The organism is Arthrobacter sp. SDR-2R (assembly GCF_057747955.1).
On the sequence record NZ_CM173231.1, the window covers coordinates 4353031 to 4376470 of the forward strand.

Consider the following 23440-nt stretch of genomic DNA (forward strand, 5'->3'; position numbering starts at 1 on the left):
AAGCATGGGACACGACCACAGCCACAGCCATGGGATCACCGCCACGGGGCGGCACCGGAAACGCCTTGTGGCCGTCCTGGGAATCACGCTTGGCGTGGTGGTCATCCAGATCATCGGGGCTGTGCTGTCCGGATCGCTGTCCCTTCTCGCCGATGCGGGACATATGCTCTCGGACGCGGCAGGTGTCACCATCGCGCTCCTGGCCTCCTGGATTGCGGGCCGCCCGGCGAGCAACCAGCGGACGTACGGCTACCAGCGCGCTGAGGTCCTGGCCGCCCTCGCCAATGCGCTGATCCTGATCGTGATCTCCGTGGTCATCTTCACGGAGGCGCTCCGCCGGTTCGGTGCCCCGCCGGAAGTGCAGACGGACATCATGCTTTTTGCGGCCGTCCTCGGTGCGGTGGCCAACCTGGTGTCGCTCGTGATCCTGCGCACGGCACAGGATGAGAGCCTGAACATCCGCGGCGCCTACCTGGAAGTCCTTGGCGACCTCCTTGGTTCCGTGGCCGTCATCATCGCCGCCGCAGTGATCATGCTGACCGGCTTCCAGGCGGCGGACACCATTGCCTCCGTCCTGATCGCGCTGATGATCCTGCCGCGGGCGTGGAGCCTGCTGCGCGATGTGGTGGACGTCCTCCTGGAAGCCAGTCCCAAAGGGGTGGAGGTGCAGATGATCCGCGAGCACATCCTTTCGGTGGCCGGTGTGACGGATGTGCATGACATCCACATTTGGACCATCACGTCCGGCGTCCCCGTCTTCTCGGCCCACGTTGTGGTGGAGGACGGAGTGCTCAATGCCCGCGGCGCCGACCAGTTGCTGGACAAGCTCATCACCTGCCTGGGCTCCCACTTCGATACCGACCACTGCACCTTCCAGCTGGAACCTGCCAGCCACTCCGAGCATGAGGCGCACCAGCACGCCTGACCCCGGCCGACCACGACACACCGGACAAAAACCGCCCCTAATGACACTGTTGTGGTTTATGTTATTGATGTGACTGCTGTTGCTAATGTGCAGGGGGTCACGTAACCTCGGACTGCTGGGGGCAGCTGAGGGGCATCGTCGTGCCGCATCCAGAACCTCACTCCCGGCCTTAACGTTGCGAGGTCTCTGCAGATGGCTTTATCCGGATCCGGCCGCAGGACGGCCGTGCTGTGCGCCGCCGTCGTCCTTTTTGCATCCGCGGCAACGCCGGCAGCCGCTGTACCGGCGCCGTCCGCTCCACTGGCCGTTCCGGCGTCGCCTGACATCCCTTCGCCGGAGGACATTGCCGCGGCTAAGGCCAGTGAGGCCGCCACGGCGGACCAGGTCGGCGCCATCGAGCGCATCCTTGCCGACGCGTCCGCAGCCCAGCAGGCAGCCTTTGCCGTGGCCATGCAGGCCAACAACTCGTACAGCGAGGCACTGGTGGAGCTGCAGCAAAGGACCGAAGCGGCATCCGTTGCATCAGCCAAAGCCTCGTCCGCCCGTGAACAGCAGGACAAGACCCGGAAGCAGGTTGGGCAGCTTGCCGGGGACCTGTACCGCAACGGCGGCCTGAACCCGACCCTCGGAACCATTGCCAGCGGCAGCGAGAGCCTGCAGCAGGCAGCCACGCTCGAGGCCCTCTCGGCCAGCCGCAGCCGGGCCTTCGAAGCGGCGGACACCGCGGCCACCGCCTACCGGTCCCTGACGGCAGCTGCCGACGATGCCACCAAAGCCGCAGACGACGCAGCGAAGACCGCTGAACAACGGAAGTCCCAGGCGGAACAGGCCAATGCCGCGCAGGCCAAGGCCGTGGCCGACGCGAAAGCGCAGCGGACCATCCTGGTGGACCAGTTGGCGCAGCTCCGCAACACCACTGTGGCCCTTGAATCGGCCCGCGTGGATGCCCTGGAACGGCAGCGTGAAGAGGCGCGGCTTGCCGCCCTGTCCGCCGCCGCAGACAAGGCCGCCCAGGAAAAAGCTGAGCAGGACAATGCCGCCCAAAACCAGGCAGCACAGAATCAGGCAGCTGGCCAGACAGCGAACCAGGCAGCGAACCAGAACAGCCGCGGGCAGGAACTGGCCCCGGCGGCTCCGGCAGCGCCTGCCCCGGCTGCTCCCGCCCCCGCCGCCCCTGCGCCTGCCCCGGCTGCACCCGCCCCCGTTCCTGCTCCGGTTGCCCCCGCACCCGCCCCTGCCGCACCAGCACCAGCACCCGCACCCGCACCCGCTGCACCGGCACCCGCACTCGCCGCGCCTGCACCGGCGCCTGCCCCTGCCACCGGCTCGGGCACCTACGAGGCAGCCATCACCGTCGCTTTGGGAAAGGTGGGCGCGCCGTACTTCTACCAGTGGGGCGGTACCGGCCCCTACGGCTTTGACTGCTCCGGGCTGGTGCAGAACGCCTTCGCCGCAGCCGGCAAGTACCTCCCCCGCACAGCTTCACAGCAATATGCCGCCGCGCCGGTCCACGTCCCCATTTCGCAGGCCCGTCGCGGCGACCTGCTGGTCTGGGGGTCGGCACCGAACTTCTACCACGTGGCCATCTACCTCGGGAACGGCCAGGTGGTGCAGGCACTCAACCCGCAGGAAGGCATCACCGTTTCCACCATCAGCTCCATGGTGGGGATGGACCTCTATCCCTACGCGGCCCGCTACTAGGCGGCACGGATGAATTGTGCGGTTGAACGGTGCGGTTGACTTCCACGGATAGATTGCTTGACTGCCTCAGCTCAGGATGTCCTTGGTGACGAACCGGCCATAGGCGAGCGCCCCGAACACTGCCACATACCCGGCCTGCAGGAGCGCATTGCTGGCAAAGGAATCCCACACTAACGGCTGGCGCAACATGTCACCGAAACCAAGCCAGTAGTGGCTAAAGAGCCAGGGGTGCAGCCACTCCAGCTGCGGAAGCTGGTCAAGGACCTGCGAGACCACCGAGACCACCACGGTGGCGGCCATCGCTCCCACCGGCACCACTGTCAGCGTGGACAGGAAAAGCCCGATCGCCGAAAGGCCGGCGAGTGACACCGCCAGGTAGGCAGCGATCAGCACGATGCGCAGGGCAGCTTCGGACGGCTGGACCACCCCGCCGGACAACAGTGTCACGGGACCCACCGGGAAAAGTGCCGCGCCAATGGCAGCGCCGGCAAGACCGACGGTCAACGGGGCCACGATACAGAAGGCCAGCGCGCCCGCGTACTTCACCAGGAGGAGCCTGACCCGCCCGGCCGGTGCCACCAACAGGTACCGGAGGGTGCCCAGGTTCGCCTCCCCGGCGATCGTATCCCCCGCCACCACACCTACCGCGAGCGGCATGAACAGCGGCACGGAAACCAGCATGGCGGTGAAGGCCACAAACAGGCCGTTCTGGGTGATCCGGTCAAGGAAGGCGGGTCCCCGCCCGGGCGGGACCGCGGAAGAGACCTTCACGGCAACGGCAATCAGGACCGGAATGGCAGCGAGCGCCAGGAGCAGCGCCCAGGTCCGCCGGCGCCCGAACAGGACCTTGAGCTCCGACCCCAACAGGGACAGCCCGGAACTGCGCGGCACTGCGGCCGGCCGGGCTGTTCCGACAGCCTCCGGAAGATCCGCGGGAACACTACTGGGCAACGTCGAATCCTTCCCCCGTGAGGGCAACAAAGCGGTCCTCAAGGCTTTCACGCTCGACGGCGAATCCCCGGACCCGGACGCCGGCCTGGACCAGGTGCGCCACGACGTCCTCGGGAAGCACCGCGGGCGGCTGGGCACCGTCCACCATGGCCGCAACGATCGTCTCGCCGTCCGGCCGCGCCCGCGCGGGTTGAGCGGGTCGGGGTTCAGTGGGTCCGGGTTCAGTGGGTCCGGGTTCAGCGGGTCCGGGTTCAGCTTGTCGGGGTTCAGCGTGTCGGGGTTCAGCGTGTCCAGGTTCCGGTACCAGCCCCAGCCGCGCCAGGACCTGCCGGGCCGCACCGCCGTCGGGGGTTACCAGCCGGAGCCGGGTGCTGCCGGCCTGCCGCAGCTCAGCCAGGGGCCCCTGTGCCACGAGCTTTCCTGCGCTCATGACGGCAGCGTGGGTGCACATCTGGTCCACCTCGGCCAGCAGGTGGCTGGACACGAAAACGGTGGTGCCCTCATGCGCCAGCGACCGCACCAGGTTCCGGACTTCCCGGGTGCCCTGCGGGTCCAGCCCGTTGGTGGGTTCGTCCAGTACCAGCAGGTCCCGTGGCGACAGCAAGGCGTTGGCGATGCCCAGCCGCTGCTTCATGCCCAGGGAGTACGCGTGCACCCGTTTGCCGGCGGCGTGCTCCAGGCCCACGCGCTCCAGCGCCCGCTGCACCCTCGCTTTGCGTGTGGCGGGCACGGTGTGCGGGCCCGCGGCGTCGAGCCGGTGCAGGTTGGCGGCGCCGGACAGAAAAGGGTAGAAGGCGGGGCCTTCCACCAGGGCGCCCACGCGCGGCAACACATCATGGAGCTTGCCGGGCATCTCCTGGCCCAGCAGGTGAACCGTCCCCGCGGATGCGGCCGCCAGGCCGAGCAGCATCCGGATGGTGGTGGTCTTGCCGGAGCCGTTGGGCCCCAGGAAGCCGAAGACACTCCCGTGCGGGACGGCCAGGTCCACGCTGTCGACGGCGGCCTGCCGGCCAAAGTGCTTGCTGAGTCCCCGGGTCTCGATCGCCAACCCCGCGCTCACCGGGCCGGCCCCCGTCCGGCCAACACTCCCCCGTCCACCCAACACTTATTGGGCCGCTGCTGCTGCGGCCTGCAGCCGCTCCGGCGGCACCATTCCTGCGAAGATCCGGCCGTCGTCCGTGACCAGGACGTTGAGCAGGGCGGTGGAGAGCAGCCGGCCGCCGGGGACGGCAACGGCGGCCTGGGACAGCAGCGGGTCCTGCAGCAGCGACTCGGCAGCGGCAGCAGACCCACGCGCCGTGCCCACCACGGTCTCCCATCCGGCGCCGGTTACGGAAACGTCTTTAGTGGCACCGGGATGCATGCCGTCGGGGCTGTGCATGTCTGCGGGCTCATGGAGCTTGTCCGGAACGGGAAGTTCCTTGACCGTGCTGCCCGGAGGCGGGGTAAAGGTGAAGACGGACTGGTCAGGAGCCTCCAGCGAAAGGCTGGTGAACCCGGAACGGAACGCCGGGGTGTCCGCTCCGCGTGCGGTCACCTGCACGGACAGGGGCATGCCGTTTTCACCGTCGACGGCGATGGCCACCTTACCCACCAGGGTCGCGTCGGTGCGCGGCTCAATCAGCAGGTTGTAGGCAGCCCGTCCTGCGACGGAAACGTCCGGCCCCACCGAAACGGCCGTGGTCGGTTCAACCTTGGACAGGAAGCGTTGTGCCAGGTCGCCTGGCGTCGGCATCCCACCTGCCCACTGATGGTCCTTCGCCCGGGATGGATCCTGGGCATGCTCCGGCAGGGTCAAGTGTGCGGCTGTGTTGTCCTTCGACGAATAGAACCAGACGTCGCTGCCGTGGCGGACCGCGTCACGTTCAGCCAGTTGGTCCATCACCTGCACGCGGGCGTTGTCCTTGCCGTCCAGGTAGACGCGCGCGGTGTGCTTGCCGGACAGCAGCTCAATCACGGATGCGGCACTCCCCGCGGCCGCGGGACCGGATGGCTTCCCGGTGGCGGGCAGCTCCGGAAGCCCCAGGTCGGCGGACTGCTCCACTGTCCCTGAGAACGTGTGCACCTGGTGGCTTGCCGCCAACTCCAGGACCTGCGCCGGCGTCTTGGCCGGAAGTGGGTTGCTGGCACCGGCCGGAAGGGAGCCGGCCAAGGCGCCCGCAGCGATCGCCAGCGGAGCCGCGACGGCGGGCAGCCACCGCAGCCATGCCCGGCGGTTCATTGTGCTGTTTCGTTGCGACGGTCCGCTGGAATCCAGCGTGTTGGAGCCCATAGGTAAAGACTACGCCGGTGCAGGTGGATCGGTGTCACCCGCAGCGCCCCCATCCTGCTGCCGGCCGGGCCGTTCCGGCACTACGGTGCCCGCACCGCCGTCGACCGTTATTTGTTGGCCGGTCCTGATCAGCCCGGTAGCGTCCGCGACTCCGACCACCGCAGGTATCCCGTACTCCCTGGCCACAACTGCGCCGTGGGAATTGGCTCCGCCCATTTCCATCACCAGCCCGCCCGCAGTGAGGAACAGCGGCGTCCAGCCGGGGTCCGTGGAAGGGGCAACCAGGATTTCGCCCGGCTCAAGCCGGGCTCCCACGGGATCCAGGATGACGCGCGCGGCAGCGGTCACTGTTCCTGCCGAGGCTGCGCTGCCTGTCAGCATTCCTTCCATGGTGACGCCGACGGCGGTGCGCACCGCTTCGGGTTCGGTTCCATCCGAGAGCAGAACCCGGGGAATATGCCGGCGCCTGAGCTCCTGGGCGTAATCCTCGCGGCGGCCGGCCACGAGTGCGCGAAAGTCCTGGACGGGCGCTCCGCCGTCGGCGTCCACGGACAAGGCCTGCCTGGTTTCAACCAGGTCCAGGAAGAACACGTCGTCCTGCTGTTCGATGACGCCCGCCCGGGCCAGCTCCCCGCCCACCAGCAGCAGTTGCCGGCGGACTTCCCCGAGGCCGGTCACCAGCTGGTACTTTGGCAGCTCGCGCAGGCCGGCGAACAGCCGTGCCCTGTGCAGCGCGGCACGCACCAGCCTTCCCCGGATCCTGCCGCGGGCGGCGGCGCGGGCAACGAGCCGGTCCACCTGCGTTTCCGCGTCCTCCACAGCCTTGCTGAACTGTGCGTCAGGCGCCAGGGCCGGGTCCTCGAGCCTGAGGTAATTGGCGAGGATGCCCAGGATGTGTGCCGGCTCTTCGGACCATCGCGGCAGGCCAACGTCGATTTCGCCCACTGCCCGGTGGCCGTACTCGTCCAGGAACCGGGTGAGGCCCGCATCGAGGCGTGCGGGCAGCTGTCCGGCCTGGAACGCGGCTGCCAGGACGGTGGGATCGCCGGCCATGAGTTCGGTTCGTGATTGAACGTCTTCCCGGATTTCCTTGGCAAGGTGCCACAGCTCCAGGTCCATTTCGGTGGTGATGTTGTTGGGCAGGCCACGGATCACGGGCTGCAGCTCAGCCCAGGCATTGCCACCCAGCACTCTTCCCGCAACGCCGAGCATGGCGAACCCCAGGGCGGGAAGGGGAAGAATTGCCGGAACAATCGGGAACAGGCGCTGCCCAAGGAGGGATTCGGCGTGGTCAAGGCGTGCCGACGCGCCGGCACCGTCTTCGGAGCCCAGGGATGCCTCGAAGTCGCGCGTGAAGCGGTCCAGCCGCCGGAGCGCTGCCCGGGGCCGGACCAGCGCCCGGAGAAGCGTGGCAGGAACCCTGGCGCGGGCTGCGACGGGAACGATGTGATGCAGCAGCCCGAAAGGCGTCCTCGTGGTCACCGAAAAGGCGGGATCGTCGAACAGTTGCCGCATGACCGTTGCTGTCCGGGCCTCCATGATGTCGAAGACGCGGGGTACAAGGCGCCGGCCCACGGTGCTGCGGATGGGAGTGGTGAAGTCGACGTAGATCCGCTGCCCGGCCTCGGCATAGGGCGACGGTCCGCCACGGGGGTCCGGAACAGGGAAGCCTGCAGCCTGGGCGATGGAGGAGGCGACGAGCCGCAGCGCCGCAAGGCCCATGGGCGTCAGCGGGCGGGTAAGCCCCTGGGCCAGGCTGAAACAGAGATACGCCCTGGTACCGCTTGCGGCGGGGCTGCCCAGGGGGACCCTGCCCGCGGCACCGTTGCTCTCCGGGACGGGGTAGAGGGTGGTGATCGGCCTGGACTGGGTGAGCCACAGGGCCCCGGTACGGTCGATGGCCCACTCGGTGTCCTGCGGGGCGCCGAAATGATCCTCGGCCTCCAGGCCAAGGCGCGCCAGTCCAGCCAGTTGGCTGTCCGTCAGGCAGGCAGCATTGCTGGTTGCGGGAACCTTCAGGGTCTGCGTCCCGCCGCCGGGAAGGGGGCGTACCGCCACACCCTTATCTCCCAGTTTCCGTTCCAGGACCCTTCCGGTCAGGGCGTCCACCACGAAGTGGTCCGGATTGACGGCGCCTGAGACGACGGCCTCGCCCAGGCCGGGACTGGCATCGATAACGATCTGCCGCCTGCGGCCGGTCAGGGGGTTCGCCGTGAACATGACGCCGGCGGCGTCCGCGTCCACCATCCGCTGGACCACCACCGCGAGCGCCACGCCGGCCGGATCGATCCCCAGGCTTGCCCGGTATGCGGTTGCCCGGTCCGTCCACAGCGACGCCCAGCAGTTGCGGACGGCCTCAAGCAGGGCAGGCACTCCGACGACGTTGAGGTAGGTGTCCTGCTGCCCGGCGAAGCTGGCGAATGGCAGGTCTTCTGCGGTGGCCGAGGACCTGACCGCTACCGGAACATCGGGTCCCAGGGCCGCGTACGCCTGTTCCACCTCGCGGGAAACCGCCGCCGGAAGCGGAAGTGCCAGGATCGCGGCACGGGCTGTTTCACCCAGCCCTGCCACGTCATGCGGTTCCGTAACGCCGGACCGGGCGGCGTCCCCCAGGGTGGCATAAACCCCGGCCAGCGCGGGAGGCAGGGAGTCGGGGGCGCCGGTTGCCTGCCGGTATGCAGCGGTAGTGAGGCAGAAACCCTCCGGGACCGGCAACCCTGCGGACAACAGCTCTCCAAGGTTGGCTGCCTTGCCACCCGCCAAGCCCAGCATTCCGGCGTCGAGCCGGCGCAGGTCCAGCACCAGCCCGGCGTCCGTGCTGGTGCCGACTTTTGACAGCCCTGGCTGCTCCATGTCCCAGATGCCTTATCCGAGCGGCGGTATTCCGGGGATGCCTTGCTGTTTGTCCGGTGCCGGCTAGGCGGCGTCGCCGAGGATCGGACCGAACCGCGCACGGTCCGCCAGGCGGGGGTCTTCCCGGTCCGGGACCACCATGACCGGGCCCTTTGCATGGTGCAGGACACCATCGGACGTTGAGCCCAGAAGCATTCCGGTGAAGCCCCCGCGGCCGCGGGTACCCACCACCACCAGTTCCACGTGCCGGCTTTCCTCCACGAGCACGTCCACCGGCGAACCGTCCTTCAGCTCGTAGTCAGCCCGCAGGTGCGGGTAGTGGCTGCGGAGCCACGCCATGCCGGCCTCCAGGGTGACCCTGATATCGTCAAACAATGCCTTCCGGTCCATGGGTGCGGGAACCCAGGCCAGGGAACCGCTGTACTGGGGGACGGCACAGATCACGCGGAGCGAGGCACCCAGCCGTTCGGCCTGGTCGGCTGCTTCGAGGACGGCAACGCGTGCCTGCTCGGAGCCATCGACGCCGACCACCACCACGTTCTCCACCAGCCGGTGGCCGGACTTGGCCTGCTCCGCCTTGACGCGGCGGTCCTCGGTGGTTTCACCGAGCCGGTCCGAACAGAACAAGGGGACCGTCACGGTGGGGCATTTTGCATGGGCAGGCAGGGCACTGCTGACCGATCCCAGGAGGCGGCCCACGAAGCCGCCGCGGCCGCGGGTGCCCACCACCAGGAGTTCCGCGGTTTCGGAGATTTCCAGCAGGACTCCTGCTGCGTCGCCGTTCTCTACGGAGGAACTGACATCAATGTCGTAAGCGGAAACCTTTTCAACAGCCTGCTTGGCGATGGCCTCGGCACCTTCACGGATGACGGAATCGTCCACCGTGGCATAGCCTCCGTCCAGTCCGGACGCGGCGAAGATCGGCACGGAATAGGCGGTGACGATATGGAGCGGACGACGGCGGCGCTGGGCTTCCCGCGCGGCCCACACCAAGGCGCACTGGCCATGGTCCGAACCGTCCACGCCCACCACGATGCCGTGGGGAGCGGGTGACGCACCACCACCGTCCCGGGCCTGGTCCGGGTGCAACTCTCGTGAGCCCATGGGGGCCGCCTCCTCGCGATACGCCTGATGTTGCGGCTATTCTGCCAGAAAACGGACCACTCCCCGTGCATCCCGGCCCCCAGCGGCACCGGCAGGAAAAGGCCCGTTCCCGATTCCCACTATTCTCCGTCCCCCAGGGCTTAGCAAGCCTGTTCAGGGGCGGGTAGGCCGGGTTATCCACAGGCCCTCCGGAGCGGCTGGGAAAGCGCCTTCATGTCATCAGAAACGTTTTCCTCATTGGGCTATCCACGGCCGCATTTGTTCTGTAGTCTTCAGGACATTGTTGGTCCGGGACGCCAACCGCAACTTCCTGCGCGCACTGTCCCGGGCCATGCGCTGCGGCCGTACTTGGGGGTAACGGGACGCGGGCCGGCGAGGACGCCGGCACCTGCCGAAAGCTTCGAAGGAGGGAAACTGTAGTGTCAAGCATGCCTGGGGATGCCCAGACCGAACAGACCACCACTGTCATCATTGGCACGGGCCTGTCCGGGCTTGCCGTGGCCGCAGAACTGCGCCGCCACCGCGTGGCCTCCATTGTGGTGGACGGGCTGGACATCCTCGGCGCCGGGCAACCCGCAAACACGTCATCGCTGCAGCGTTGCGACGCGGCGGACAGCGACACCCTCCGGGAGCGCAACGAGATCCTGCGCCATCTGCGCAATTACGCCACAAGCCACAGCGTGGACGTCCGGAACACAACCCGCGCGGTCCAGCTGACCATGCTCCAGGGACCCGGGCACGGCGCCGCTCCGCAATGGCAGGTGCACACCCCCACCGGCATCCTGGTGGCCGACCACATCGTCCTGACCAGGTGCGCCCACAGCCAGCTGCGGCGCATGCTCAACGACTTCGGGATCGCCGTAGGCCGGAACGTGGCAGCGGCCATGCGGGCCATTGGCATCTACCTGGTGGGAGTGGGTGAGCTGATCACGCCGTCGCCCAAGGAAGTACTGCGCCAGGCCAAGACGGTGGGCCAGGCCATCTCCGCCAAGGTCAATCCGGGCAGTGGCCACCCGTCCGGCGGCGCCTTCCCGGCAACGGGCAGCTTTGCGGTGCTGACCTGCTGACAGCCCTGCCCGCCGCCAGGCCGGAGCCGGCCGGCACCCCCGGGCCGGGCTACCCCCGGCCGTCCTCCCCGGCATCCATGCCGTCCCCGTCATCCCCGTCGCCTGTGAGCCGGCGCCGGGCCAGGACGCCGAGGGCCACCAGCAGCCCCACGGCAACGGCCGCAAAAATCACGATGCTCCACTGGAAGGGCTCGCCGGCATTGGCAGGCACGGACGGCTCCTCCGTAACCCCGGGCTGCGCTGTACCCATTCCCGGAACTGCACCCGCCGCCGTCGGACTGGCCGGGCCCGCCGTTGCGGACGGGTCGCCTGTGGCCGCGGTGAAAGTGAATGTGCCCTCAATGGGGTGCGAGTCCGAACTGACCACGCGCCATGCCACGGTGTACTTCCCCGCGGGGCCGCCTGGCCGAAGCTTTTGGGTGGCCACGTTGTCCACGATCTGCACGGACCCGTCAGCCCATTCGGTACCGCCGGCGTCCTTGACCGAGAACGACGAGCCGATGCCCAGCGGCTTGTTGCTGAAGGTCACCGAAACCTCGCCGGGCGGCGCCGGCAGCGCCGCACCCTGGGCCGGGCTGGTGGACTCTGCGGCATCGTGGGCGCTGGCCGGGCCCGCCAGGCCCAGCATCGCGGCGGCGAGGACAAAGGAGAGGACGAAGAAACCGGGCACAAAGCCCAGCAGTCGGCGGCGGACGTGGCGCATGTTTGGGCTGCTCCTTGTGTTGGCTTCCTTACAGACTAGGCGCATTTGCCGGCCCATTCCCTGCCGCCCCCTTAGGATGCAGGTATCCCCACACACTTCCCCGGAGGACTAATGCTTAAGCAAGGCTCTGCCCTGGACCGGTATTTCAGGGTCACCGAGCGCGGTTCCAACCTTTCCCGCGAGATCCGCGGCGGGTTCGCCACCTTCTTCGCCATGAGCTACATCGTGGTGCTGAACCCGCTGATCCTGTCCGGTCCGGACTCGAACGGCACCACACTGGGCTTCACCGCCGTGGCCGCCGTGACCGCGTTCGTGGCAGGCATCCTGACCATCCTGATGGGCGCCTGGGGCCGGCACCCCTTCGCGCTGGCCACCGGCCTCGGCGTGAATGCCTTCGTGGCCGTCACCGTGGCCACAAACCCGGAACTCAGCTGGCCGGACATGATGGGCCTGGTGGTCCTCTCCGGCGTCACCATGCTGATCCTGGTCCTCACCGGCTTCCGGACCGCCGTCTTCAAGGCCGTGCCGGACGGCCTCAAGACGGCAATCGTGGTGGGCATCGGCCTGTTCATCGCCCTGATCGGGCTGGTCAACGCCGGATTCGTGCGGCGCATTCCGGACGTTGCAGGCACCACGGTGCCCGTTGGCCTTGGCTTCGAAGGCAAGCTGCTGGGCTGGCCCACGGCCGTGTTCGTTTTCGGCCTGATCCTGACCATCGCCCTTGTGGTGCGCAAGATCAAGGGCGCCATCCTGATCGGCATCATCACCTCCACCGTGCTGTCCGTGATCCTTGAGACAACCCTGCACATCGGACCCAGCTTCGACGGCAAGAACTTCAACCCCCAGGGCTGGTCCCTGGTGGCGCCGGCGTTCTCCGGCTGGGCCGCCCCTGACCTGTCCCTGATCGGCAAGGCCAATCCCTTCGGCGCCTTCGAACACCTCGGCTTCGTGGCCGCCACCCTGCTGGCCTTCGTAATCCTGCTCAGCATCTTCTTCGACGCCATGGGCACCATGGTGGGCCTGGCCAACGAGGCCGGAACGGTGGACGAGCACGGCAACATTCCCGACGTCGACCGCGTGCTCCAGGTGGACGCACTCGGCGCCATCATCGGCGGCGGCGCTTCCGTCTCCTCCAACCAGATCTATGTCGAGGCCGGCGCCGGCATCGGCGAAGGCGCCCGCACCGGTATCGCCTCGGTGGTCACCGGCCTGCTGTTCCTGGTGGCCATGTTCTTCACCCCGCTGATCAACCTGGTGCCGTTCGAGGCAGTGGCCCCGGCGCTGGTAGTGGTGGGCTTCATGATGGTGTCCCAGGTGGGCAAGATCGACTGGCAGGACTGGGGCATCGCCATCCCGGCGTTCCTGACGTTCACCCTGATGCCGTTCACCTACTCCATCGCCAACGGCCTGGGCGCAGGCTTCATCGCGTACGTCCTGATCCGCACCGTCCAGGGACGGGTCAAGGACATCCACCCGCTGATGTGGGCCGTGGCCGCGGCGTTCGCACTGTTCTTCGCCATCGGGCCCATCGAGGCCGCACTGGGCATGTAGCTACACCCCTGTATAGCTGCACGGCATGCAGCTATACAGGGGTGTTCGGCGCGAGTCCCTCGTCGCCGGACACCGCCAGCGCCTTCCTTTCGCGCAGCCGGTCCAGCCGGTTCATGAGGGGCGAGGTGGTGGCGCCATGGATCACGATGGACAGCGCCACCACCAGCCCGATGAAGGACCAGAGCCAGTGTGCCTGGTCCGTGAAGTGGCCTTCGCCCAGCGCAAAGGCCAGGTAGTACACCGACCCGATGCCGCGGATGCCAAAGAAGGAGAGCGCCACGCGTTCCCGCGGCCCGGTCTTGCCGCCCAGCAGGCCCAGCCAGCCGGCAAGCGGCCGGACCACCAGCAGGAATGCCAACGCCACCAGCACTTCCCCCAGGCCAATCCCTTCAAGCAGCCCACGGGCGATTGCACCGCCGAGCAGGACCAGGATCACCACCGTCAGGAGCCGTTCCAGCTGCTCCACGTAGGAGTGCAGCACCCGGTGGTAGCCGTGGGTGCGTTCAGCTGCGCGGATGGTCACGGCGCAGACGAAGACCGCGATGAATCCGTAGCCCGCCACCATCTGCGTCAGCCCATAGGCCAGGAATGTCGCCGCCAGGGCCACGAACCCCTCGGAGTGGTTGGACAGCCTGAAGCTCTCCGCATGGGCGGAGAAGAAGACCCTTGCCAGCAGCTTGCCGGTGAGGAAGCCCACCAGCAGCCCGATGGCCAGCCGCCACAGCACGTCCAGCCCGAACCATTCGCCAAACCAGGCAGTTGGGCTTGCCCCGGCGACGCTGATGGCAATGGCCAGGTACACGAACGGGAAAGCCAGCCCGTCGTTCAGCCCGGCTTCCGAGGTGAGTCCGAACCGGACCTCATCCTCCTTGTCGGTATGGCCATCCTGGTCCGCGGGCTCGCCCACCTGGACTTCGGACGCGAGGACCGGGTCCGTGGGGGCGAGGCTGGCGGCCACCAGCAGGGCCGCGCCCAGCCCCAGGCCCAGGAACCACATGCCCAGCAGCGTCAACCCCAGGATGCACAACGGCATGGCGATGCCCAGGAGCCGCCACGTGGTGGACCAGCGCTTGCGTCCCACCGGCCGGTCCAGGGCCAGTCCGGCGCCCATCAGCGAAATGATCACGCAGACCTCCGCAAGGTGCATGACAAAATCGCCGTGCTCCACCGGGTTGGGGTCCGGCAGCGATGGAATCAGCGCGAACGCCCCCATCCCGGCACCAAGGAAAACCATGGGCATGGACAGCGGCATGTCGCGCAGCAGCTTGGGCAGGACCGCGGCGATGAAGACGGCGATGCCTGCCGCGGCAAAGAGGATGTCTGGGGCTTCGAACATGGGGAAGGCTCTCCAGCCTGGAATGGTTGCGTGGATCCGGAAGCGGACACGCCACGCTTCGATGGGGCGGACTGCTCTCACCATAACCCCTGCACCCGGCATATCCCCGGCGCAGTAAGAAGTCCGGGTACCTGGAAGCCGGGTCCTGGAGTTAGGGGTTCTTGGATCCCGGACAGGACGACGGCGGCGTTGCTGGTTTTCGTGCCCCGCATGCGGTGAGCTTGAGTCATGTCCCTCCAGCTCCCCGCCGTCGATGTCCCGCCCCAGCCCTGGACCGGGAGGTTCGACGGCGACGCTCCCGGCCACCGCCGATGGTGGCAGGCAGTTGACACGCTGGACAGCACCACGGCGGGTGCGGGGGACGGGATGGGTGCGCCGGGTACGGGGGGTACAGCGACCGGCAGGCCCGTGGCCCTGCTGGGCTTCGCCAGCGACGAGGGCGTGCGCCGGAACAAGGGGCGCACCGGAGCGTCCGCCGCCCCCGCAGCCTTGCGGAAGGCGCTGGGCCCGCTCGCTTTCCACCTCGACCGGACGGTGGCTGACCTCGGCGACGTGGCGGTGCCGGGGGAAGACCTGGAAGCCGGGCAGGAACGGCTTGGCCGCGCAGTGGCGGCCCTGCTGGACGCCGGCCACCAGACCGTTGTCCTGGGCGGCGGCCACGAAACCGCCTACGCGAGCTACCTCGGCGTCAGCGCCTCGTCGGCGGTCCGCAACGGGCAGCGGCTTGGTGTCCTGAACCTTGACGCCCACTTCGACCTCCGCGACGAGCCGGTGCCCAGTTCCGGGACCCCGTTCCTGCAGATGGCCCATGCGGAAGCGGACGCCGGGCGGGAATTCCGCTACGCCGTCGTGGGCATCTCGGAGCCGAACAACACCCGGGTCCTGTTCGACACCGCCCGGACGCTGGGCGTTCGGTACCTGCTGGACGAGGACTGCGACGCAGAGAGGGTGCGGGACTTCGTGGACGCCTTCCTGGCGGACATCGACGTGCTGTACCTGACCATCGACCTGGATGTGCTGCCCGCGGCCGTGGCGCCCGGGGTGAGCGCGCCCGCGGCCTACGGCGTGCCGCTGCCTGTTATTTCCGCCGTGTGCCGGCAGGTGGCGCGGAGCGGGAAGCTCCTGCACCTGGACGTTGCGGAGCTGAACCCGGCCTTCGACATCGACGGCCGGACCGCCAAAACCGCAGCGCGGCTGGTGGACACGCTGCTGCGCTGAAAGACGCCGCAGCCCGGAATCAGGCTCCCTTCAGGACGTACCGGCGCTCCGGCCGTCCCACGCCGTACTTGAGCCGCACCTCAAGGGTGCCTTCGTCGTGCAGGTATTCCAGGTAGCGGCGGGCGCTGACGCGGGAAGTGCCCAGTTCCTGGGCCACTTCTGCGGCTGACACGTCACCGGCGGCAGCGTTCAATGCCGCCTCCACCAGCTTCAGGGTCTCGATGCTGCAGCCCTTGGGGAGCGGACGTTCGGCGCGGTCCAGGCCGAACACCCGGTTGACGTCCGACTGCTCGGCCACGTCCTTGGACGCGTCAAGGCCTTGGTAGGCATTGCGGTAGTGCTCCAGCCGCTCCTGCAGGTCCGTCTGCGAAAAAGGCTTGATCAGGTAATGGACAATGCCGCCCCGGAGCGCCTTCCGCACGGTCTCCACCTCCCGTGCGGCACTGATGACCAGCACGTCCAGCTCCGGTGCCACCGCTCGCAGGCGCTGCATCAGGTCAAGGCCGTTGATGTCCGGAAGGTGGATGTCCAGCAGCACCAGGTCCGGCTGGAGCCGTTCGGTTTCCGCCACGGCCTGGGCCCCGGTGTGTGCCGCACCCACCACGGCGAAGCCCGGCGTGCGCTGGATGAAGCCGGCATGCACCTTGGCCACCATGAAGTCGTCATCGACGATCAGGACCTTGATCATGGCTGGGTACTCCCTCGTTTCAGCACGGCGGTAAAGACAGCCCCATTATCGTTGGCCACCGCCAGGTTCCCGCCACTGCGGCGGCACACCACCCGGGACAGCGCCAGCCCGAAACCGCGGCTGCCGGCCGGGCCCGGTTCCTTGGTGGTGAAGCCCTGGCGGAAGATGTGGTCCGTGGAGCTGCCGGGAACGCCGGGACCATTGTCCCGCACCGTCACCACGACGTCTTTCCCTGCCTTGCCCTCCACCCGCACCGTGACGGCTCCCTGCGGAAGCCCGGTGACGGCGTCGAACGCGTTGTCCACCAGGTTCCCCACCACGGTGGTGAGGTCCCGGGACAACTCGTCATCAACGGGGTCCAGCACGGAGTCGGGGTGCAGCTGCAGGGCCACGCCCCGTTCGGTGGCGAGGCTGGACTTGGCGATCAGCAGGGCAGCGAGCGCGGGATCCTTGATCCGGCCGGTCACTTCGTCATTGAGCCGGGTCCGGTCCACGGTGGCACCGTTGACGAACTGGACCACGGAGTCGTACTCGCCGATCTGGATCAGGCCGGAAATGACGTGCAGCTGGTTGGCGAACTCGTGCGCCTGGGCCCGCAGGGTGTCCGTGGCAGTGCGGGTGGTGCCGAGTTCCTGCTCCAGTTCGGAGAGTTCCGTGCGGTCGCGAAGGGTTGTGACCGAGCCGATGACCCGGCCGCGGGACTGGATGGGCACCCGGTTCATCACCACCAGCCGGTCCCCCACCAGCACCAGCTGGTCCGGCCCGGGCTGGTCCCGGGTGAGGACTTCCTTGAGGGCGGGTTCGACGGCGAGGCCCGCCACGCGTTTGCCCACGCAGTCGGGCGGGAGTCCGAGCAGGGCGCGGGCGCTGTGGTTGGCCACCGTGATCCGATCGTGCAGGTCCAGCGCAACCACACCCTCCTTGAGGCCGTGCAGCATGGCTTCGCGGTTCTCCACCAGGCTGGTGATTTCGCTGGGTTCCATGCCGAGAGTCTGCCGTTTGACCCGCCGCGAGAGCAGCAAGGAGCCGGCAATGCCCAGGACGCTGGCGACGCCCAGGTACGTGAGGAGGTTGGGGACGGCGTCGCCCAGCCGCTCGAGCACGGTGGGATAGTTGCGGCTGATGGAGGCGATCCCGATCATGCGGCCGGTATCGTCCAGGACCGGGACGTGGGCGGAGAGGAGCGGGGCCGGCGTGCCGCCCACCACTCCGGTCCAGGCCCTGCCTTCCATCACCCGGCTGGCGCCGAGCTCCAGCGGCTCGCCCAGCAGGCTGGGGTCCGAGGACGCCACCACGGTGCCGTCCAGTTTCGCGAGCGCGACCCGGGAGGAGCCCGAGACGATCCGGACGGATTCCGCCACCGACGGCAGGACGGCCCCGCCGCGCGGTTCGGCGTCCGGGAGGAGTTCGCGCACCACGGGGTTGCCGCCCAGGGCTTCCGCGGCCGACAGGGCACGCCTGCCTTCGATCCGTTCGAAGGCGGCCGCGGACTGGGCCAGGGAGATGGCCACCACGCCCACCAGGACGGCCAGGACAATGAGCAACTGCAGCAGAAGGTACTGCCCCGCGAGGGACATTCCTCGTCGTCGAGTCACAATGGTCTTCCTGGAGTTGCTGGTTGGGCCGGGAGTTGTCCGGCGGGTTTGGCTGGCCCCTTATGCGCGCAGCAGCGCGGGCCCAGGGCCGGGGTTGGTACCGGGAACTATATCCCAAAGCCCGCGGCCGGGCGGTTGTGGGGGTTTGGAAACGTGAACGCAATGAACACAACTTTCTCTGCGTACACAAGAGTGATCGGCGTCACGGCCGCCCCTAGCATCGGAACCACAAGGCATCGGAACCGCAAGGCAGCCGATGCCGGTCAAATTTGTTCGAGAGAAGAGGAACACATGCGCCAGATCCGCGCATTGCGAATTGCCGCCGTTGCCGCCGGCATCGCCCTGATGGCCACCGGTTGCGGTGCCACCAGCAAGAGCTCCACCGGTTCGGAAAGCTCCGGCGCCGCCGCCGGACCCATCACCGGCCTGCAGATCATGGTCCCCAACACCCCCGGCGGCGGTTACGACACCACCGCCCGCGCCGCCGCGAAGGTCCTCGACGACGAGAAGATCTCCACCAACACCGAGGTCTTCAACCTCGCAGGGGCCGGCGGCACGGTGGGCCTGGCCCGCGTGGTCAACGAGAAGGGCAACGGCGATCTTGCCATGCTCATGGGCCTGGGCGTTGTCGGCGCCAGCTACACCAACAAGTCCGAGTCCAAGCTGACCGACACCACCCCGCTGGCCCGGCTGATCGAAGAGCCCGGCGCCATCATGGTCAGCAAGGACTCCCCGTACAAGACCATCGATGACCTGGTGAAGGCCTGGAAAGCCGATCCCGGTTCCATCGCCGTGGGCGGCGGCTCCTCCCCCGGCGGCCCGGACCACCTGCTGCCCATGCAGCTGGCCGGGGCCGTGGGCATCGACGCCACCAAGGTCAACTACGTTGCCTACGACGGCGGCGGCGACCTCCTGCCCGCAATCCTGGGCAACAAGCTGGGCTTCGCCGCTTCCGGCGCCGGCGAGTACCTGAAGCAGATCGAATCCGGCGAGGTCCGGGTCCTGGCCACCAGCGGCGAGAAGCGCCTGGACGGCGTGGACGCACCCACGCTCAAGGAATCCAACATCGACCTGGTGTTCACCAACTGGCGCGGCGTCGTGGCCCCTCCGGGAATCAGCGACAAGGACAAGGCATCCCTGATCGCAGCCCTGGAAAAGATGCACGGCACGGCCGGCTGGAAGGAAGCGCTGAAGACCCACAGCTGGACCGATGCCTTCATCACCGGTGACCAGTTCAAGACCTTCCTCACCGAGCAGGACAAGCGGGTGGCGGACGTCCTCACCAAGCTTGGGTTGGCGTGACCTCCCTGACCACAGGCCTCAAAGGCCGCTCCGAGCTGGGAGTTGCACTCCTGCTCGGGGCGGCCGGCGTCCTGGTCTTCCTGGATGCCAACGGCCTGGTAACCCCGTATTCGAAGTCCGACCCGGTGGGTCCCAAAACCGTTCCGTTCATCGTGGCCGGAATGCTGGTGGTCTGCGCCGTGCTGCTGGCCGTCAACGTCCTGCGCGGCGGCAAGGGCGAGGCTGAGGGCGGCGAGGACGTCGACCTCACGCACCCCGCCGACTGGAAGACCGTCCTGCCGCTGGCCGGCGCCTTCATCCTGAACATCCTGCTGATCGACTGGGCCGGCTGGGTGATCTCCGGAACCGTCCTGTTCTGGGGCAGCGTCCTGGCCCTCGGCAGCCGCCGCTACGTCCGGGACGGCGCGATCTCCGTGGCCCTGTCCCTGTTGACCTTCTACGGCTTCTACCTCGGCCTGGGCATCGCGCTGCCGGCCGGCCTCCTGGAAGGAATCCTCTAAATGGACGTCTGGTCCTCCCTGATGGACGGCTTCGCCACCGCCCTGACCCCCATGAATTTCCTGTACGCCGTCATCGGCGTCGTCCTGGGCACCGCCGTCGGTGTCCTCCCCGGCCTGGGCCCGGCCATGACCGTTGCCCTGCTGCTCCCCGTCACCTATGCCCTGGAACCCACCAGCGCCTTCATCATGTTCGCCGGCATCTACTACGGCGGCATGTACGGCGGTTCCACCACCTCGATCCTCCTCAACACCCCCGGCGAATCGTCCTCCGTGGTCACCGCCATCGAGGGCAACAAGATGGCCAAGGCGGGCAGGGCGGCGCAGGCGCTTGCGACGGCGGCCATCGGCTCGTTCGTCGCCGGCACCATCGGCACGGCGCTGCTGGCCGTCTGCGCGCCGATCGTGGTGAAGTTCGCAGTGAGCCTTGGTGCACCCAGCTACTTCGCCATCATGGTCTTGGCGCTGTTGGCGGTCACGGCCGTACTCGGTTCGTCGCGCTTGCGCGGCTTTGCTTCCCTGGGCCTGGGCCTGGCCATTGGTCTTGTGGGCATGGACTCCGTGACCGGCCAGCGCCGACTCACCTTCGGCCAGCCGCTCCTGGCGGACGGCCTGGACATCGTGGTGGTGGCCGTGGCCATCTTCGCCGTGGGAGAGGCCCTCTGGGTGGCCGCGCACCTGCGCCGTACCCCCCTGCATGCCATTCCCGTGGGCCAGCCCTGGATGGGCAAGTCCGACTGGAAGCGCTCCTGGAAGCCCTGGCTGCGCGGGACCGCCTTTGGCTTCCCGTTCGGCGCACTGCCGGCAGGCGGCGCCGAGATCCCAACCTTCCTCTCCTATGTCACGGAAAAGCGCCTCAGCAAACACCCCGAAGAGTTCGGCAAGGGTGCCATCGAGGGCGTTGCCGGTCCGGAAGCAGCCAACAACGCGGCGGCCGCCGGCACCCTGACTCCCATGCTGGCACTGGGCCTGCCCACCAACGCCACCGCCGCTGTCATGCTCGCCGCCTTCACCAGCTACGGCATCCAGCCGGGCCCGCAGCTTTTCGAAAGCCAAGGGCCCCTTGTGTGGGCGCTGATCGCCAGCCTCTTCATTGGCAACCTGCTGCTCCTGCTGATTAACCTCCCGCTGGCACCGATGTGGGCGAAACTCCTGCAGCTGCCCCGCCCCTACCTGTATGCCGGCATCCTGTTCTTCGCCACGCTGGGCGCCTACTCGGTGAACCTGCAGGCGTTCGACCTGGTGATCCTGCTGGTCCTGGGCGCACTGGGCTTCATGATGCGGCGCTTCGGGCTTCCCGTCCTGCCGCTGATCCTTGGCGTGATCCTGGGTCCGCGGATCGAAGGGCAGCTCCGCAAGACCCTGCAGCTGAGCGCGGGTGACCCGGCAGGGCTCTTCAGCGAGCCGATCGCCGTCGGGATCTATGTCATCATTGGCCTCATCCTGCTCTGGCCCTTTGCCTACAAGCTGTACCGGCGCAGCCGTCCGGACCGCAGGCCGCTGGTTCCCGCCAATTCGGGCGCAGCTGACTACAGCGACTGAGCAGGCCCGCCCCGTCGCCAGATCCCACTACCCGCATCGAGCAGAAAAGGAGACTCCATGACCGTCGTTGTGGGATACGTCCCCACCCCCGAGGGCGAAGCCGCCCTCACCCAGGCCATCACCGAGGCCAGGAAGAGCAACAGCACCCTGGTGCTGATCAACTCCTCAAAGGGCGAAGCACCGGTGGACAACCGCTTTGCGCAGGACGGCGACATCCAGGACATCGAGAAGCGGCTGGCCGGCCAGGGCATCGAGTACCTGATCAAGCGGCCCGTCCGCGGCCATGATGCCGCGGCCGAGGTGCTGGACGCCGCGGAGGAGCACAACGCCGAACTGATCGTGATCGGCCTGCGCCGCCGCACCCCGGTGGGCAAGCTGATCATGGGCAGCACGTCCCAGCGCATCCTGCTGGAGGCGGACTGCCCGGTCCTGGCGGTAAAAGCGGGCCAGTAACCCTAGGCTCTGACGGCCGCCCGTGCCCGGAACAACTCCTGGCGCTGGCGGCCCAGGCCGTCCACCTCTACCTCCACCACGTCGCCCGGCTGGAGGTAGGGGAAACGGCCGCTGAGGGCCACACCCTGCGGCGTCCCGGTCAGGATCACGTCACCCGGTTCAAGCCGCATGTACTGGCTGCAGTGGTGGACCAGTGTGGGCGCATCAAAGATGAGCTCCGACGACGACGAATCCTGGCGCGGCTCACCATTCACCCAGCTGCGCAGCCGCAGGTTGCCGCCGTCGATCTCCCCCGCCGGAACCAGCCAGGGGCCCAGGGGCGTGGACCCGGGAAGGGATTTCCCCTTGGTCCATTGCCCCGCCGCTCCCGGCAACTGGTATTCCCGCTCGGAGAAGTCGTTGGCGGTCACATAGCCGGCAATGCACTTGGACGCCTCTTCGACGGACCCGAGGTAGGTGGCTTCGCTGCCGATCACGATGCCCAGTTCCACTTCCCAGTCATATTGGGTGGAGTGCGGCGGAAGCGGGGCGGGGTCGCAGGGTCCGGTGACGGTGTTGCTGGGCTTGAGGAAGACGACGGGAACCGTTGGCGGTTCGGCACCCGATTCGGCGGCATGGGCGGCGTAGTTCATCCCGATGCCCACCACCGAACCGGGCCGGGCCACGGGGGAACCAACCCGAAGCGCAGCGGCGCCCGCCAAAACCGGCAGTTCCCCGGCCTCCAGTGCATCCCGCACCCTGTCCAGTCCGCCCCCGGCAAGGAACTCCCCGTCCACGTCGGCGGTAAGGGGCAACAGGCTGAAATACCGGTCGATGCCGTCCGCCGGGGAAACCAGGACCGCAGGCTGCTCGCTGCCGCTTTCGCCCAGGCGCATGATCTTCATACCGAATTCTCCTCAAGCCGTATCGATCGGGTGCTTCCAGGGCCCCCGGGCCCCGAGATCCATGGTCGTTGATTCGCTGCGATCCCGCGAACAAAAGCCTTTGTGACTGCACATCCAGCGCCCGAAAGGACAGTCATCTGACATCTAACCGGAGCAGTCGGTAGAATGGTTGAGCCATCTTGGCACGAAACACAGAAAGTGCAGTACATGACTACAGCCACATTGGAGCGGATCCCCACCGCCGCCAAGCCCACCGAAGGACCTGCTTTGCGGTCCATCAGCCTGGAGTTCTCCAGCGCCAGCGAGGTCCACGCAGGACTGGAAGAGGCGGTGGCCGAACTGATTGGGGTGGCAGCGAAGGATGCCGAGTGCGGCATCCGCGTCACCAGGCTGCACCCGGGAAGCTACACGGTAGCCCTGGACGCATCAGTACCTTTCGGCGAAACGTACGAGTCCTTCGCGGTCTGACCACGCCTACAAAAAATCCCCGCACGCCATACGGCAGTGCGGGGATTTTTTATTGCTGCTTGCGGGACTGCTAGCCGCGGCGGACCTCCACGCCGTCGGACTTCAGGAAAAGCTGCTTCTCCGCGGGGCCTGACGGACCGGCCGGAACCAGCCAAAGGACGTTGCCGCTTTGGGACACCTCTTCCACCTCCCCGGCTGCCACCACATGCGCATGCTTGATGATCTCGACGCGGTCCCCGGCCTTGAGGGCCTTCCAGTTGGATACCGCGGCGGAATGGGCATTGCGCCTGGACAGGACTGCCCCACGTGCTTTCATTTGAACTTCTACCC

General features: G+C 67.8%; 21 protein-coding genes. 10 read left to right on the forward strand and 11 right to left on the reverse strand.

Translation table 11 applies throughout. The features are described 5' to 3' along the window. Positions 1-4: 4 nt before the first annotated feature. Both AC3ANU_RS20090 and AC3ANU_RS20095 read left to right on the forward strand, forming a co-directional pair. Complete coding sequence (locus AC3ANU_RS20090; RefSeq protein WP_018771710.1) at positions 5-925, forward strand: cation diffusion facilitator family transporter; 921 nt, start codon at positions 5-7, stop codon at positions 923-925. 192 nt (positions 926-1117) lie between these two features. Continuing rightward, complete coding sequence (locus AC3ANU_RS20095; RefSeq protein WP_488315144.1) at positions 1118-2626, forward strand: C40 family peptidase; 1509 nt, start codon at positions 1118-1120, stop codon at positions 2624-2626. A 66-nt stretch (positions 2627-2692) separates the two neighbouring features. On the opposite strand, the gene AC3ANU_RS20100 is transcribed toward AC3ANU_RS20095, so the two are convergent. From AC3ANU_RS20100 to AC3ANU_RS20120, 5 genes are all read right to left on the reverse strand, one after another. Further along, positions 2693-3577, reverse strand: coding sequence for an ABC transporter permease (locus tag AC3ANU_RS20100; protein ID WP_018771712.1), 885 nt, complete (start codon positions 3575-3577; stop codon positions 2693-2695). Further along, positions 3567-4637 (reverse strand): ABC transporter ATP-binding protein, encoded by a 1071-nt coding sequence (locus AC3ANU_RS20105; protein WP_488315145.1) that lies wholly within the window; start codon positions 4635-4637, stop codon positions 3567-3569. Before AC3ANU_RS20105 ends, AC3ANU_RS20100 begins: the two co-directional genes overlap by 11 nt. Before the next feature lie 45 nt (positions 4638-4682). Next, positions 4683-5798: a LolA family protein gene (locus AC3ANU_RS20110; RefSeq protein WP_488315999.1), complete on the reverse strand. Its 1116-nt coding sequence runs from the start codon at positions 5796-5798 to the stop codon at positions 4683-4685. A 60-nt stretch (positions 5799-5858) separates the two neighbouring features. Continuing rightward, the gene (locus AC3ANU_RS20115) at positions 5859-8702 is read right to left on the reverse strand and encodes a PEP/pyruvate-binding domain-containing protein (protein ID WP_488315146.1); all 2844 of its coding nucleotides are present in this window, start codon (positions 8700-8702) and stop codon (positions 5859-5861) included. Positions 8703-8765: 63 nt separating this feature from the next. Beyond that, the gene (locus tag AC3ANU_RS20120) at positions 8766-9806 is read right to left on the reverse strand and encodes a universal stress protein (RefSeq protein WP_056392273.1); all 1041 of its coding nucleotides are present in this window, start codon (positions 9804-9806) and stop codon (positions 8766-8768) included. Positions 9807-10234: 428 nt separating this feature from the next. Between AC3ANU_RS20120 and AC3ANU_RS20125 the strand changes: the two genes are divergently transcribed. Then, positions 10235-10873, forward strand: a complete 639-nt coding sequence (locus AC3ANU_RS20125; protein WP_018771717.1) for an NAD(P)/FAD-dependent oxidoreductase — start codon at positions 10235-10237, stop codon at positions 10871-10873. Positions 10874-10922: 49 nt separating this feature from the next. On the opposite strand, the gene AC3ANU_RS20130 is transcribed toward AC3ANU_RS20125, so the two are convergent. Then, entirely contained in the window at positions 10923-11576 is a 654-nt protein-coding gene (locus AC3ANU_RS20130; RefSeq protein WP_082581780.1) for a copper resistance CopC family protein, read from the reverse strand. A gap of 111 nt (positions 11577-11687) precedes the next feature. Between AC3ANU_RS20130 and AC3ANU_RS20135 the strand changes: the two genes are divergently transcribed. Further along, a complete protein-coding gene (locus AC3ANU_RS20135; RefSeq protein WP_056392274.1) occupies positions 11688-13127 on the forward strand; it encodes an NCS2 family permease in 1440 nt (479 codons plus the stop codon). 31 nt (positions 13128-13158) lie between these two features. On the opposite strand, the gene AC3ANU_RS20140 is transcribed toward AC3ANU_RS20135, so the two are convergent. Beyond that, positions 13159-14463 carry a cation:proton antiporter gene (locus AC3ANU_RS20140; RefSeq protein ID WP_056392276.1) on the reverse strand — a complete coding sequence of 435 codons (1305 nt, stop codon included), beginning with the start codon at positions 14461-14463 and terminating at the stop codon, positions 13159-13161. 228 nt (positions 14464-14691) lie between these two features. On the opposite strand from AC3ANU_RS20140, the gene hutG reads away from it, so the two are divergent. Continuing rightward, positions 14692-15681 (forward strand): formimidoylglutamase, encoded by a 990-nt coding sequence (gene hutG, locus AC3ANU_RS20145; protein WP_056392278.1) that lies wholly within the window; start codon positions 14692-14694, stop codon positions 15679-15681. A 19-nt stretch (positions 15682-15700) separates the two neighbouring features. Here hutG and AC3ANU_RS20150 read toward each other — a convergent pair whose 3' ends face one another. Next, the gene (locus AC3ANU_RS20150; protein ID WP_018771722.1) at positions 15701-16369 is read right to left on the reverse strand and encodes a response regulator; all 669 of its coding nucleotides are present in this window, start codon (positions 16367-16369) and stop codon (positions 15701-15703) included. Continuing rightward, complete coding sequence (locus AC3ANU_RS20155; RefSeq protein WP_488316000.1) at positions 16366-17946, reverse strand: sensor histidine kinase; 1581 nt, start codon at positions 17944-17946, stop codon at positions 16366-16368. Before AC3ANU_RS20155 ends, AC3ANU_RS20150 begins: the two co-directional genes overlap by 4 nt. Before the next feature lie 309 nt (positions 17947-18255). On the opposite strand from AC3ANU_RS20155, the gene AC3ANU_RS20160 reads away from it, so the two are divergent. The 4 genes from AC3ANU_RS20160 to AC3ANU_RS20175 are packed head-to-tail and all read left to right on the forward strand — an operon-like array spanning position 18256 to position 21758. After that, on the forward strand, positions 18256-19266 hold the full coding sequence (locus AC3ANU_RS20160) for a Bug family tripartite tricarboxylate transporter substrate binding protein (RefSeq protein WP_018771724.1): 1011 nt from the start codon (positions 18256-18258) through the stop codon (positions 19264-19266). After that, positions 19263-19766: a tripartite tricarboxylate transporter TctB family protein gene (locus AC3ANU_RS20165; RefSeq protein ID WP_018771725.1), complete on the forward strand. Its 504-nt coding sequence runs from the start codon at positions 19263-19265 to the stop codon at positions 19764-19766. The genes AC3ANU_RS20160 and AC3ANU_RS20165 overlap by 4 nt, the downstream gene beginning before the upstream one ends. Beyond that, positions 19767-21305, forward strand: coding sequence for a tripartite tricarboxylate transporter permease (locus AC3ANU_RS20170; protein ID WP_018771726.1), 1539 nt, complete (start codon positions 19767-19769; stop codon positions 21303-21305). It abuts the gene before it with no gap. A 57-nt stretch (positions 21306-21362) separates the two neighbouring features. Next, positions 21363-21758, forward strand: a complete 396-nt coding sequence (locus AC3ANU_RS20175; RefSeq protein WP_018771727.1) for a universal stress protein — start codon at positions 21363-21365, stop codon at positions 21756-21758. Positions 21759-21760: 2 nt separating this feature from the next. Here AC3ANU_RS20175 and AC3ANU_RS20180 read toward each other — a convergent pair whose 3' ends face one another. Beyond that, entirely contained in the window at positions 21761-22642 is an 882-nt protein-coding gene (locus AC3ANU_RS20180; RefSeq protein WP_018771728.1) for a fumarylacetoacetate hydrolase family protein, read from the reverse strand. A 207-nt stretch (positions 22643-22849) separates the two neighbouring features. Here AC3ANU_RS20180 and AC3ANU_RS20185 point away from each other — a divergent pair, with 207 nt between their 5' ends. Beyond that, positions 22850-23110 (forward strand): hypothetical protein, encoded by a 261-nt coding sequence (locus AC3ANU_RS20185; protein WP_144601200.1) that lies wholly within the window; start codon positions 22850-22852, stop codon positions 23108-23110. A 70-nt stretch (positions 23111-23180) separates the two neighbouring features. On the opposite strand, the gene AC3ANU_RS20190 is transcribed toward AC3ANU_RS20185, so the two are convergent. Continuing rightward, positions 23181-23426, reverse strand: coding sequence for a hypothetical protein (locus AC3ANU_RS20190; RefSeq protein ID WP_018771730.1), 246 nt, complete (start codon positions 23424-23426; stop codon positions 23181-23183). Between the last annotated feature and the right edge of the window lie 14 nt (positions 23427-23440).

Coding starts and splice junctions, on each gene's coding strand:
- AC3ANU_RS20130 (WP_082581780.1), bottom strand. CDS start 11,576: ATGCGCCACGTCCGCCGCCGACTGCTGGGCTTTGTGCCCGGTTTCTTC.
- AC3ANU_RS20180 (WP_018771728.1), bottom strand. CDS start 22,642: ATGAAGATCATGCGCCTGGGCGAAAGCGGCAGCGAGCAGCCTGCGGTC.
- hutG (WP_056392278.1), top strand. CDS start 14,692: ATGTCCCTCCAGCTCCCCGCCGTCGATGTCCCGCCCCAGCCCTGGACC.
- AC3ANU_RS20175 (WP_018771727.1), top strand. CDS start 21,363: ATGACCGTCGTTGTGGGATACGTCCCCACCCCCGAGGGCGAAGCCGCC.
- AC3ANU_RS20160 (WP_018771724.1), top strand. CDS start 18,256: ATGCGCCAGATCCGCGCATTGCGAATTGCCGCCGTTGCCGCCGGCATC.
- AC3ANU_RS20120 (WP_056392273.1), bottom strand. CDS start 9,806: ATGGGCTCACGAGAGTTGCACCCGGACCAGGCCCGGGACGGTGGTGGT.
- AC3ANU_RS20140 (WP_056392276.1), bottom strand. CDS start 14,463: ATGTTCGAAGCCCCAGACATCCTCTTTGCCGCGGCAGGCATCGCCGTC.
- AC3ANU_RS20155 (WP_488316000.1), bottom strand. CDS start 17,946: ATGTCCCTCGCGGGGCAGTACCTTCTGCTGCAGTTGCTCATTGTCCTG.
- AC3ANU_RS20090 (WP_018771710.1), top strand. CDS start 5: ATGGGACACGACCACAGCCACAGCCATGGGATCACCGCCACGGGGCGG.
- AC3ANU_RS20190 (WP_018771730.1), bottom strand. CDS start 23,426: ATGAAAGCACGTGGGGCAGTCCTGTCCAGGCGCAATGCCCATTCCGCC.
- AC3ANU_RS20185 (WP_144601200.1), top strand. CDS start 22,850: ATGACTACAGCCACATTGGAGCGGATCCCCACCGCCGCCAAGCCCACC.
- AC3ANU_RS20115 (WP_488315146.1), bottom strand. CDS start 8,702: ATGGAGCAGCCAGGGCTGTCAAAAGTCGGCACCAGCACGGACGCCGGG.
- AC3ANU_RS20125 (WP_018771717.1), top strand. CDS start 10,235: ATGCCTGGGGATGCCCAGACCGAACAGACCACCACTGTCATCATTGGC.
- AC3ANU_RS20095 (WP_488315144.1), top strand. CDS start 1,118: ATGGCTTTATCCGGATCCGGCCGCAGGACGGCCGTGCTGTGCGCCGCC.
- AC3ANU_RS20110 (WP_488315999.1), bottom strand. CDS start 5,798: ATGAACCGCCGGGCATGGCTGCGGTGGCTGCCCGCCGTCGCGGCTCCG.
- AC3ANU_RS20170 (WP_018771726.1), top strand. CDS start 19,767: ATGGACGTCTGGTCCTCCCTGATGGACGGCTTCGCCACCGCCCTGACC.
- AC3ANU_RS20150 (WP_018771722.1), bottom strand. CDS start 16,369: ATGATCAAGGTCCTGATCGTCGATGACGACTTCATGGTGGCCAAGGTG.
- AC3ANU_RS20135 (WP_056392274.1), top strand. CDS start 11,688: ATGCTTAAGCAAGGCTCTGCCCTGGACCGGTATTTCAGGGTCACCGAG.